At 62.7% G+C, this 12,451-nt stretch carries 7 protein-coding genes; 1 reads left to right on the top strand and 6 read right to left on the bottom strand.

All coding sequences use genetic code 11. The features are described 5' to 3' along the window. Positions 1 to 45 precede the first annotated feature (45 nt). The 5 genes from tagH to V7080_RS16595 all read right to left on the bottom strand — a co-directional run bounded on the left by tagH (position 46) and on the right by V7080_RS16595 (position 10,475). Complete coding sequence (gene tagH / locus V7080_RS16615) at positions 46 to 1,176, bottom strand: type VI secretion system-associated FHA domain protein TagH (protein ID WP_334189507.1); 1,131 nt, start codon at positions 1,174 to 1,176, stop codon at positions 46 to 48. Positions 1,177 to 1,596: 420 nt separating this feature from the next. Next, positions 1,597 to 2,655, bottom strand: a complete 1,059-nt coding sequence (locus V7080_RS16610) for a hypothetical protein (RefSeq protein WP_334189506.1) — start codon at positions 2,653 to 2,655, stop codon at positions 1,597 to 1,599. 610 nt (positions 2,656 to 3,265) lie between these two features. Further along, entirely contained in the window at positions 3,266 to 4,531 is a 1,266-nt protein-coding gene (locus tag V7080_RS16605; protein ID WP_334189505.1) for a L,D-transpeptidase family protein, read from the bottom strand. Beyond that, positions 4,531 to 5,640: a tetratricopeptide repeat protein gene (locus V7080_RS16600; RefSeq protein WP_334189504.1), complete on the bottom strand. Its 1,110-nt coding sequence runs from the start codon at positions 5,638 to 5,640 to the stop codon at positions 4,531 to 4,533. The genes V7080_RS16605 and V7080_RS16600 overlap by 1 nt, the downstream gene beginning before the upstream one ends. Before the next feature lie 251 nt (positions 5,641 to 5,891). Beyond that, positions 5,892 to 10,475, bottom strand: coding sequence for a hypothetical protein (locus V7080_RS16595; protein ID WP_334189503.1), 4,584 nt, complete (start codon positions 10,473 to 10,475; stop codon positions 5,892 to 5,894). A gap of 222 nt (positions 10,476 to 10,697) precedes the next feature. Here V7080_RS16595 and V7080_RS16590 point away from each other — a divergent pair, with 222 nt between their 5' ends. Then, a complete protein-coding gene (locus tag V7080_RS16590; RefSeq protein WP_334189502.1) occupies positions 10,698 to 11,507 on the top strand; it encodes a response regulator in 810 nt (269 codons plus the stop codon). A gap of 44 nt (positions 11,508 to 11,551) precedes the next feature. Here the strand turns inward: V7080_RS16590 and V7080_RS16585 are convergent. Then, positions 11,552 to 12,451: aldehyde dehydrogenase family protein (locus V7080_RS16585; protein ID WP_334189501.1), on the bottom strand; the 900-nt coding region annotated here is incomplete at its 5' end.

Genomic DNA, 12,451 nt, shown 5'->3' with positions numbered 1-12,451 from the left:
ATGAACGACCGCTTACCGGACATCCCGGATGTCTCGGGAATCGTCTCAGACATGTTTTCGCTGATTCTCATGGCGCTCCACTTCCTCTTCGTAGGCCTTCAGGAAAGGCTTGCCAAAGATTGCATGAAAATCTTCCTGGGTTTTCACATGCAGCTTTTTGAAGGACTTGATGAAGGTGTCCCACAACTTCGCCTTGCGCCGTGTCGGCATCAGCGCGTCGATGACCGACCGGTTCGTGACGGCCTGCTCGAGTGCTTCCGGGTCGTAACGCTTCAGCGCATTATTGATCGCGGCACGCATCCCGGCCATGATGCCTGCCTGGTGGGCGCGCAGGTCGTCATAGATGTCCTGCAGGGCTTCGGCCGGGCTCATGAAACCGGGCATCTTCTTGCGGAACATTTGCGTAAGCACAGTCTCGCTGTCGGACAGGAACTTGAGCGGGTTGTTGTTGCGTACGACGACCATCGTGACGTCGGCATTGACTTCGCGCTTGACGAACGCGCGTTGTGCATTGAGGTCCATCGTGCCCTTGATGGAAATTGCGAGCAGCTTGCCCAGCGTTTCCATCATTTCCGGCGTCAATCCCTGGGCGACGGTTACGGAAGGAATCCCGGCGCCTTTCAGGAATGCGTCGAGCAACACCTGATTGCTTTCACTGACCGGCGCCGCCTCGGGCGCCTCCGGCATGGCGCTGCGTGACTGGTGCATGGGAGCGCTGCTGGCAATGCTCGCATTGCGGATGGCTTCCAGCGCAGCCTTGGCTTCGTTGCCGATGACGGCGGATGCTTCCATCGCAAGGGCTGGTTCGGCGACACTGTTTACCGGCATGCCGTTGGAGACGGCCAGCGAAGGCCCTGCATGCCGCTGCGCCTCCGCCCGGAGTACGTAGAGTCCAATCCGGATTTCATCGCCGATATGCAGATCGTATTCGCGGTCCGGCTCAATTTCGCAATTATTGACAAGAATCGGGTTGTGCTGACTCATGTTGACGATGCTGTGACGGAATCCGTCACTTTTAACCCGCGCATGAATCCGGGACACCAGGTTTTTCGGATCTTCCAGCACCAGATGGTTGTCCTTGCCTCGTCCCAGGGTTTTGCCTTCCGGGCCGAAGGTGATTGATGCCGGGTGGGACACGGATTCATTGTTATACGAGACAACGGTGATATTGATCATCGGCATATTCCAGAAGACTGCGGACAAGAAACTTAACTATGCGTATTGCGCGTTTCCAAAAGCGCAGAAACGTTTATCTGAGGAAAGCAGACGGATAATGTAACCCGGCTGCAATAAAATCGGAAACAGTCTTCTGCCTTTATTCTTTAACAACAAATCCCGAAAACAACGATCGAACAGTGCACAGTGCACAGTGCACAGTGCACAGTGCACAGTGCACAGTGCACAGTGTCGAGATTGTATCGAATCTGAAAAGCAAAAAGCTTGCCGAAAGGAATTACTCTGAGCAGGGAAGCGAAAGCCACACCAGGGATGTGGTTTTATTGCATCGTTTACTGGCTTCGGAATTTTGGACCCAACGTTGTAAGGGGTTCGGTCCTGAAGATGTCGTGATCGCGAATGTGCCGCGTCAGCAGGCGCTCAAAATGCGCTTGCCTGCTTTTCATAGGACGGGCAGCCATTTTTACCCCAGCTGCCGTCACATATTTCCCACTTGCAGTGCTCTCTCAGGATGAAATTCGAGCGACGCTCGCATTGGGCCAGGAGTGCTCGTTTGCTTGCTCCCGCAACAGGGGACTGGCGTTTTTCCGACGCGGAGGTCACGTTTGGACGATTCGTCGCTCTGGTGCGCGCTTCGTCCGCTGCCCGCTGATTTTCATTCTTTTTTTTTAACTCTTCAGCCGCCTGCTGTCGTATCCGCTCAATTTCCCGGTTCTTTTCGGCCTGTACCGCATCAGCCCGATCCAGCGCAGCCTGGCGACGGATGCGGTCGATTTCGGGATCCTTGGCGATACGTCTGGACGCTGCCGCTTTTTGCGGCGTATCGTCTTCGATAGATGCTGCCTTGCGGTCCGCCTCGCGGGCCAGCGCGACCTCCGGTTCCCTGGCGGCGCTTTTCGGCGCGACTGCTTTTTGCGGTATGTCCGCTTCGATTGCGGCAGCCTTCTGATCCGCTTCACGAACCTGGGCGGCAGGTTGTCTGGCGGTTACGCCGGCGACCGGCGGGGGCGGGGCACGCTCCTCGACTTCCGCCGTTTTTGTCCTGCCGTCGTCCGTTTCGCTGCCGGCGGCACTTTCGCCGGTGGCAGCGCCCGATGCGCCGCTCGACGGGATGACGGCGTCCGTCGCCGCAGCGGCGGCAACCGCTCCATCGTCCTTCATCGGCGGAGGATTTCCGTCATAGGGTAATTCACTGGCGCTAATCCCCTTGCGCGTGCCCGCAGTGGCGGGCAAGTTAGGCTCGTCCTTCTCCATCGGAATACTGACAACCGCGGCTGGGCTGCTGCGCGCCGGTTCGCCGGCTGGTTTCTTCATCCACCAGTTGGCGCTCAGGCCGACGAAGGCGCCCACCACGAAGATCGTCGGCATGAGCACAACACGAGTCCACCGTCGCTTGGGCTGCTGAACATTCTGATAGGCGACCCCGGCATAACCATGCACATCGTTCCGGTTGTAGGTGTAGGCAGGATGTGAAAACATCGAGGCATCAACACCGGAGGCGTGCGGCTGACCGCCCGGTTCCTTGAAACCTGGCTCCTTGCGGACGGACGGGCCCGGTGCAGCTTGCTGGTCCGCAAACGGCTGTCCTGGTCCCGAACTCCCTTTATCCCTGTCTTGGTATCGGGGTTCGAATCCGGGACGCTGCGGCGGGATGGTTGGGTTAGTCAAACTTGCCTGCCTTCGAAAGTATTCCGGCGATTCATGTATGTAGCGAGCCGGTGTGGATGCTGACAGCAACGTCCATACGACGGGAAATTACCCGCATTGCCTGCTGTCAAGGGCATGCCGCGTACATTGGCTTCTTATAAATGACGTTGTCGGCCCGGCTAAGTTCCGCAGGACCAGACAGGGGTGTGGCATGCCCTGACAATGACTCAGCGCATCTGAATGCTTCGATTGTAGGAATTGGCGCGGCGCGGCACTTGATGCCGATCAGACCAGCAATCGCCGCCCTGCACTTTGACCGGCGCATTTTGTAACCGGATGTGTGGTGGCTGCTTCATCACCCGGACGGGAACGTTGGACAACAAAAAAGGCCGCCGCAGCAGCCTCCTTGTTTTGTTTTGGGACAAACTCCGATCGCTTCCAATCAGAGATTGAGTTCATAGACGATCTTCCATTGCGCGCCTTCCTTCGCCCAATACTGCCGCTTGCGCACGGTGCTCCGGCTTTTCCCGTTGAAGGCATCCTGGGTGAACGTACTGACGATCAGGTCGTCACGGTCGGGGTAGAAAAAGTAGGTCATATCGCGCAATTTCAGTGAAAGCTTCTTTGCGTTCACTGGAAACTTCTGATATTTCGCCCACCATTCATTGAAGTCCTCGCCCTGGTCCGACTTGAATTGCCGCGAATAATTGGCGAAGAGGCGGTTCGGATTCAGGCTTTCCACATCCCGTCGCCAGTCCTCCACCAGCCTGGCCGCAGTATTTCGGTAGCTCTCCCACTTCGCCTGGCTGACAAATTCAACGCTTTCGGCGATGACCACCGGGGTCTTCCCGATTTCGACCGAGGCGGACAGTTTGTGCAGATCCGGGTTGGTGAGCACCACGCAACCGTCCGAGGAAAGTGGCGGACGGCTGAAACTGTCGGATGGCGTACCGTGGAGCCAGATGCCGGAGCCGCTCCGGCCGTTGAGCCGGTCCCATTCATTGGGGTAATTGATCGGCAATGCGCCCGAACCGTAGAAATCAGGAAGCCGCGCAGCCGACAGCCTGCCGGTGATGTAGTACACGCCCACCGGGGTTTTCTGATCGCCTTCCTTCAGCTTGTTGACCCCGAACTTGCCCTGGCTGATGTAGTAGTCGGTGACATACTTCGGCCGGCCGCCGCGATTCTCGTAGACATATAACCTCGAGCGCTTCGCATCGACGAGCAGCACATGCTTTTGATCGTCGCGCATCTGCAATATCGGACGCGGCATCAGGTCAGGATTCGGGCGTTCGCGCAGCCACTTCAGCCGCACCATCGCTTCGTCACGCAGGCTCTTGAGCTTGTCCTCAGGGGCGCCGGCGACCGCGCCGAGCGTGGTGACCGGCCGGGTATGCATGAGAAGGAGATCGCCTCGCACGAGATGGCCAAGCCGGAAATTCGGATAAGCCTCCACAAGCGCATCCGCTTTGGCCTGTGCATGGCGCAGGCGGTTGGCGGACAGTTCCTTGTAAACCTCGATCAGCATGAATTCCGGATCGGGCTTGATCTGATCGGCTTGCGGCCTCGACTGCGCTGCGGCGGGTTTTGTCAGAAGGACAGGTGACGCGACAAGGCCGCCGCCGGCGAGCAGCCAGCAGAGTCCTGAAAGAATAATGCGCCCGGGGGGAGATCCTGCCGGGCGCTTGGGTGTACAAAAGCGAAACATCAGCTACCAGTCTGCTCCTGTTTGATCTGCCATCTTCCGGCCTGCTTGGTCAGTACCAGGGTCTTGCGGGTATTGGCGGTCAGCCGGTCGGATTGATAAATTTGACGGAATTTTACCGTGGCAGTGTTTCCATTTACGTTAACTTGCGGCGTCTCGATGCGGACATTGATGCGATTCTTTCCGACAATTCGGGCACGACGTTCATCTTCCCAGCTCTTGCGGGGCTGACCGCCCGGCGTCTGGAAGTCACCGCTGTAAGCGCCAAGATATTTTTTCATATCCTGTTCGCTCCATGCACGCGCCCATTCGGTCACCGTATCCATTACATCATCCTTTTCACCGGCGCCGGCGGCCGCCTTGGCAACCGGTTTTTCCGCGTCCGCCTTGGGCTTCGGCTCTATTTTGATTTCCGGCTTGGCTGGCACCGCTGCCTGCGGGGTAACCATCGCGACTTTCGGCGGCTCGGCGGCAGGCTTCTGTGCCGCCGCGACCGGCGGGACGGAAGTTGCCGGAGCGGCTGGTTTAGCGGCACTGCCCGTGGTGGCGGTGGATACAGCGCCATTTCCACCGGCAACGAGGGTGCGAACGAGGGTCAGTTTGGATTTGGCTGTGCTGTTGGCGGAGTCGAGCTGGAATGCCTTGTCATAGGCCTGGCTGGCCAGTTTGGCATGCACGTCGCCGAGATTTTCATAGGCCGTTGCATACGACGGGTTGGTACGGATCGCCGCATCGAGCGCAGCACGTGCCTTGTCGTACTGGCCATTGGCGGCATACAGCACGGCGAGGTTGTTGTAGGGTTCCGGCAGCGCCGGGAAATCTTCGGTCAGCTTCGTGAATACCGTGATTGCCTCGGCCGACTTGTTCTGCTCGGTCAGGATCACACCTTTCATGAACCGCATCTGCGCATCCCGCGGATTCTTGGCAAGAGAAGCCTCAACTTTGCTCATCGCCTCCGTGAACTGCCCGGAACGCATCAATCTTCCGACATCTGCGCTGTCATCGGCCAGCGCCGTCCCGGATAGTGCGGCAGCAATCAACGACAGCGCAAGTGTCCGCTTGAATGCCGGATAAAGCGACGCATATCTCGGGGGGTGTGAGAACGGGTTCATGAATTTCCTCTCGATGAGTGGGCGACAAAGAGAATGGTTTGAATATAAATCTTGTGCGCCGTGCGTTCCAGGAGTGGCTCTTGCCTGATCCGCCGGTACGTCGCAAGGCGACGCTACCACCGCACCGCGGGTACCTTGAAGCCTGGTTTTAAACCAGTGCATTCTAACCGCACTGGCCTAAATACGCCATTTCATCGACGCCGCTTACCATTCCCGCAACGGCAGGCCGGCAGCCATAAATTAGAGCAGTGTCAGTTCGACTCATCCTCATTCGCACTGGATGCCGCGGTCATGCGATACGACATTTGCAACTGGGCGAGCCGCGCTGCGCTGTTGTCCGCATCGGCGGCGGTCAAGGCCATGGCAGCGGGCTGCACCGCTGCGGGCTGCACCAGTGGCGGCTGTGCCGGCACAGGCTGAACGGATGCATGTGCCGGAACCACTCCCGTGCCTTGCGTATTCAACAGCAAGGTAACGACCGTAATGCCAGCGATTGCCGCGGCGCTTCGCAGCAGCACGGCCCGTTTGAATCCGCCGACCGGCTTGGGAATTGAATCGGGTGCGTCGGCCAGCACCGCGGCGGCACGGTCACGCCATTCCTGCAGATCCTTGCGCTGTTCGCGCATCCGGGTCATCAGCTCCCTCGCTGTCAGCCTTGCCGCTTCCTGTTCCTGCCTCAGCCTGGCTTCCAGCGCCTTGGCATTGGCCGTGACCACCGCATATTCGCTTGCCTGCTTGCGCGCGGCCTCGGCTGCGCGGCGTTCCGCCGCAGCGCGTGCTTCTCCTGCACTACGCGCCTGTGCATCGGCCTGACGGCGCTGCAGCGCCATCTGCGCAGCGTCGCGATCGGTCTCGGCACGCTGCTCCGCTTCGATGCGCGCAGCGTGTTCGGCTTGCGTTTTCTCCTGCAGGGCAACCAGCGCCTGCTGTTCGGCACTGGCGCGGGCGCTCTCCACGCGTGCAAGTTCGATCGCCTCGCGGGCGCGGGCAGCGGCGGCATCGGCGGCCTCGCGTTGCAGTTGCGCCCGCTCGGCCGCTTTCTCGCGCAGTTGCTCCTCCGCCAAACGGCTGGCCTCGCTGGCGTCACGGGCTAGACGCTCGGCTTCGTGGCGGGCGGATGCGGCCGCAGCCTGCTCCGATTCAATGCGTGCACGTTCTTCCGCGCACTTGCAGGCCGCCTGTTCGGCCAACAGCTTTTCCTGTGCGGCAGCCATCGCACGCTGCTCTGCCGCCAGGCGCTCACATTCCACATGATGCTTCTGCTGCAGCGCTTCGAACGCGAGCTGCCCGGCAAGAGCACGCTGCTGTTCTGCATGGGCGAGCCGCGCGGCTTCACGCGCCTTGGCAACCGCGGTATCGGCGACGGCGCGCTGCAGTGCCGCCTGCTCGGCAGCTTTCTGAAACGACAGCTGTTCCGCCGCGCCGGCCGCTTCGATCGCTTCGCGCGCGGCACGCTCCTGCCGCTCCCGGGCCTGCATCGCATTCGCATGACGGGTTTCAGCGGTGGCCCTGGCCTCGGCGTGAAGCATCGCCGCTTTTTCCGCGGCCAGCTTGCCCGCCAGCGCCAGCGCAGCCTGTTTCTCCGCGTCGGCGCGCCGGCGTTCGGCATCTGCGAGCTCGGCCGCATTGCGCGCCTTTTCTTCCACCATGCGGGCATGGCTGCTTTGCAAGGCTGCCTGCTCGGCGGCTTTTTCCAGGAGCTGGTGTTCCGCTGCACTGGCGGCTGCGGCGGCTTCCCGCGCCGTGCGCTCCGCCACTTCTTTTTGGCGCATTGCTTCCGCATGTTGCTGCTCGGCTTGTGCGCGGGCCTCGGCGTGGGCCAGCGCAGCCTGTTCAGCCGCCAGCTTTTCCCCGATCGCCTCGGCGGCCTGTTTTTCGGCCGCGATGCGCTCCTGTTCCTTGCGCGCCAATTCCATTGCATCGCGCACCTTGCGCAGTGCAATGCTTGCGGCCTTGCGCTCCAGTTCGGCTTGTTCCGCCGCTTTTTGCATCTGCTGCTTTTCCGCTGCCAGCAAGGTATCGGTGAAGCGACGGGCGTCCTGTTCCGCCTGCGCCCGCGACTGCTGCACCTGGGCGTGCTCCTGCTCCGCCTGGCTGCGTGCTTTCGCATCGGCGCAGGCAGACTGCTCCGCCTGCAATCTGGCCTGGACCGCGTCCAGTGCCTGCTGTTCGGCGTCGGCGCGCTCCTGTTCGAGCCGTGCGAGTTCGGCAGCTTTCATTGCCCGCGCCTCTGCCGCGGCGGCGGCCTGGCGAGCGGCTTCCGCCTGCCGGGATGCCTGCTCCATCTGGCGCTGCGCGGATGCACGCTCCGTTTCGGCAGCGTCCAATGCGGCTTTTTCCTGTTCCTCGCGGACCCGCGTCGATTGCGCATGCTCGGCTTCCGCCCTGGCGCGCGCTTGCGCATAATCCCGCGCAGCCTGTTCAGCGGCGAGTTTCTTCCCGATGGCGATGCGCGCCTGCTGTTCGGCTTCCGTGCGCTGCTCGAGGGTGGTTGCCAGTTCCGCGGCTTCCTGCGCCTTCGCCTGTGCCGCCTCGGCTGCCATGCCTTCAAGCGCCGCAGTCCGGGCAAGCTGATCCATATGCTGCTTTTCGGCCGCCAGTCTGGCCTCGGTGGCGATGCGTGCCTGCTGTTCGATGCCCTCGCGTTCACGCTCGGCGGCAGCCTGCTCGCTGTCGGCCCGGGCACGCGCCAGGGCTTCGTCGCGTGCTGCCTGCTCGGCCTGCAGCTTTTCCTGGAGCGCCTGGACGGCCTGCTGTTCGGCGTCGGCACGCTCACGTTCGGCACTTGCCGCTGCAGCCAGCTCGCGGGATTTTTCCATGGCTGCCTGCGCCGCCTTGTGCTGCATATCGGCCACTGCCTGATTTTGCAGAATGATGTGACGCGCCGCTGCCGCTTCCGCTTCCGCTGCCTGGCGGAGTTCGCGCTCGCTTCGCTCCCGCTCGCGCATCGTTTCCGCGTGGGCGCGGTCGGCTTCCATACGGGCCGCGATTTCGGTACAGGCGGCTTGTTCCGCCGCCGCCTTTTCCTGCGCGGCCTCCAGCGCCTGGCGCGCCATGTCCACCCGCTGCTGTTCCAGTTCGACGGTTTGCTGGATCGCGTCCAGCGCCGCCTGCTCATCCATCGCACGCTGGCGCTGCAGGCTGGCCATTTCCACCGCCTTGCGTGCCTTGAGGACGGCGGCTTCGGCGGTCTTGCGCGTCATGTCTGCCTGCTCGATCGCCTTGGCCAGCGTGAGCTTCGCGGCGGCAGCCTCGTCTTCCTTCGCCGCGCGTGCGGCTTCATGCGCGGCTTCCTCCATGCGCAGCAATGCGGCATGTTCGCGTTCTGCGATGGTACGGGCCTGCGCCGCTGCCTGGGCGGCTTCCTCCGCACGCACCTTGTCCTGCAGGGCAATGACAGCCTGGCGTTCCGCCTCGGCGCGGTCGCGTTCGGCGCGGGTCAGTTCGTCAGCCTGTTGCGCTTTCAGCACCGCCGCTTCCGCCGCCACGCGCTGCGCGTGTGCATGCTCCTCGGCCAGCGCATGTGCCTTCTCTTCGGCTTGTGCCTTGCGCGCCGCCATGCCGGCGGCGATCTCTTCGTGTTCCCGGCGCTGCTCCGCAAGATGCCGGGCACGCTCCTCATCGGCAATGCGGGCCTGCGCCGCGGCGGCCGCCTGCTGCTCGGTCTCGACGCGCTGCCGCGCTTCCTCGATTGCCCGGTTTTCGGAGAGCAGGCGCGCGCGCGACTCCACATCGGCATCATGCTCCGCCTTCACGCGCGACAATGCCGCGGCCTGCAATTGCTTTTCGGTTTCTATCCGCGCTTCGGTCGCGGCGCGGATACGCTCCTCGGCATCGCGCCTTGCCTGCGCCGCGACGGCGGCGAGCGCTTCCACTCGTTCACGCCGCTCCGCCGCCTCGCGCAGCTCCAGTTCCGCCTGCAGGCGTCGCTGCAGCGCCTCGGCTGCCATACGATCGGATTCGGCACGCGCCCGGGCGACCGTTTCATGTTCCTGTTCCGCCGCTGCAAGCGCCCGTGCTTCTTCACGCGCCTGCACCTCGGCCGGCGCACGCTCCAGGATCGACCGCAGTGCGAGCGCTTCCGCCTGTTCCCGTTCGCGCGCGATCTCGATCGCTTCGCTGCGGGCCTGCACCAGCATTTCGCCGGTCTGCCGGGATTCCTTCTCGACGCGCTCGCGTTCCCGGGCGAGTTCGGCCATGCGGGCGTCGATACGGGCACGTGCCTCGGCTTCATGAATCGCAGCCTGCGAGGCGGCGATCCGCTGGGCAGCCTGCCAGCGCGCAAGTTCGGATTCGCGCGCCATCTCTTCCGCCACCGTGGTGGCGCGCGAAGCGATTTCCGTCTCGACGGCGATTTGTTCGGCGGCGCGGCGACGTGCCTCCTGTTCCGCCTGCGCCCGGTGTTCGGCCGCCTCCCTTGCCTGGGCATCGGCTTCGGCACGGGCCCGAAGTTCCGCGATTTCCTTGTTCACCGCGGCTGCCCGCGCTTCACTGGCGGCACGCGCATCCCGCTCGGCTTCCAGCCTGGTCCTGGCGGCAGCGAGTGCTTCCTCATCTGCCTTGGCATTCCTGTGGGCTTCCGCCGCAGCGGCCGCTTCGGTGCGGGCGCGCTCCTCGGCCAGCGCACGGGCGCGGGCTTCGGCGTGCGCCCGGTTTTCCGCGGCCACGGTCGCTTTCGCCTCGGACTCGACGCGGGCAATGGCTTCGCGGATGGCCTTGAGGTCGATGCCTGCCTGGGGTGATCTGGCGGGCGCGGCAAGGTGGCTGCCCTCATCCCGTACGGGGGCAACGGCCTGTGCTTTATCGTTTTCGGACATCGACTGTCTCGTTTCCATATGGACTCCTGCGGATATGCAAATCCGGCTGATGGCTGGTGCAGCCTGCGTGCCGGAGTTTCGTACTTGACATTATCGGTGCCGGTTGCAGCGCCCAGAATACGAACAGAAGGGGAAATCCGGGTCATTTCCGACTTATGGAAGGCATGGCAACAGGATGGATGAGCGAACAGCGGCCTTTGATGCACAATACGCTGAGCGCACCGAATACTGACGACCCCAATGGATTTCCACGAACGAGCCGCCCGGCGGGAGCCGATTTTTGCCGGATACCGCATCCTGGTAGCAGACGACAACCTGGTAAATCAGCAACTCGCGGTCCGCATGCTGGAGGGCTTCGGCTGCCGGGTCGAAGTGGCGGACAACGGGAGGGAAGCGGTACGCGTGCATGCCGCCTTGCCTTGCGATTTGCTGTTCATGGATTGCCGAATGCCGCAGATGGACGGCTATGAAGCCACGGTACGGATCCGGGCCCGGGAATCAGCCTCGCGACGCACGCCCATCGTCGCGCTGACCGCCTCGCTGACGGACGAAACCCGCCGTGCCTGCGCGGTAGCCGGCATGGATGACTTCCTGCCCAAGCCGATCCGGCAAGCCCCGTTGAAGACCATTCTGAGCCGGTGGCTGCGTCCGGATGCCCCGCTGTTGCATCAAGTGCAAGAATCGCGTGCCGCCTACGCCGCTGCCGACGCGTACACCCCCGTTTCCGGCGATGAGCTGGAAGCGGTGCAGGCAGTCTTCGGCAACGATTTCAACGAATTGGCCATGCTCTACCGCAGGGACGGATCGAAACGGATAGCGATACTGACGAAAGCCGCCGCCGAGGGCGACAGCCGGCAGCTTGCCCGGATAGCCCACCTGCTGTGCGGCAGCAGCGCATCAATCGGCGCGATGCAGCTGTCTGCCATGTGCAAGCAGCTCGAAGTCTGCGCGAAGGCCGGCCGGGATGGCGAGGCCGGCCAACTCTTGCAGGCCATCGCCGCGGAGTACGCACGCATCGAACTACGGCTGCAATCGATGACCGGGTACTAGGCCGCGTTTGAAACGCTGGCTTATTCAGCAAGCTCTGGCGCCCACTAGATGTCGAAACGAATACCCTGCGCGAGCGGCAAGGCGTCGCTGTAGTTGACGGTATTGGTAGCACGGCGCATATAGGACTTCCATGCATCCGAACCCGATTCCCGCCCTCCGCCCGAGTCCTTTTCCCCGCCGAACGCGCCGCCGATCTCCGCGCCACTGGGCCCGATGTTGACGTTGGCGATTCCGCAATCGCTGCCGCTTGCGGACATGAAACGTTCCGCTTCCCGCACATCGGTGGTGAAAATGCTTGACGACAAACCCTGCGACACGGCGTTATTCATCGCGATTGCCTCATCCAGCGTCCGATAGCGGACCACATAGAGAATCGGTGCGAAGGTTTCGTGATGCATGATGGCCGTCTGCGACGGCATCTCAACCAGCGCCGGACGGGCGTAACAGCCGCCCTTCCCTACCAGCACCGGTTCACCGCCATGCACCCTGCCGCCTTCGGCACGCGCCTGCTCCAGCGCCGCCCGCATGCCCTGCAATGCGGCATCATCGATCAGCGGTCCGACCAGCGTGCCATCTTCCAGCGGATTGCCGACGGGCAGCGATGCGTACACCGCCTTCAGTCTCGGCAGAAGCCTGTCGGCGACATCCTCGTGCACGAACAGCCGGCGCAACGAAGTGCAGCGCTGGCCCGCCGTGCCGACCGCCGAGAACACAATGGCCCGGGTCGACAATTCGAGATCCGCGCTGGGCGCCACGATCATGGCGTTGTTGCCGCCCAGTTCGAAAAGCGTCCGCGCCAGCCGCCTGGCGCATCGCTCGGCGACCGCCTTGCCCATGCGCGTGCTGCCGGTGGCGCTGACCAGGGGAACCCTTGGGTCGTCAACCAATGCGGCGCCGCAGTCCTGCCCACCAATGACCAGCTGCGACAACCCGGCCGGCGCATC

This window comes from Noviherbaspirillum sp. (assembly GCF_036846085.1).
Classification (GTDB): domain Bacteria; phylum Pseudomonadota; class Gammaproteobacteria; order Burkholderiales; family Burkholderiaceae_D; genus Noviherbaspirillum.
Note: the sequence above shows the minus strand (reverse complement) of the source record. Positions and strands in the feature narration are given on the sequence as shown.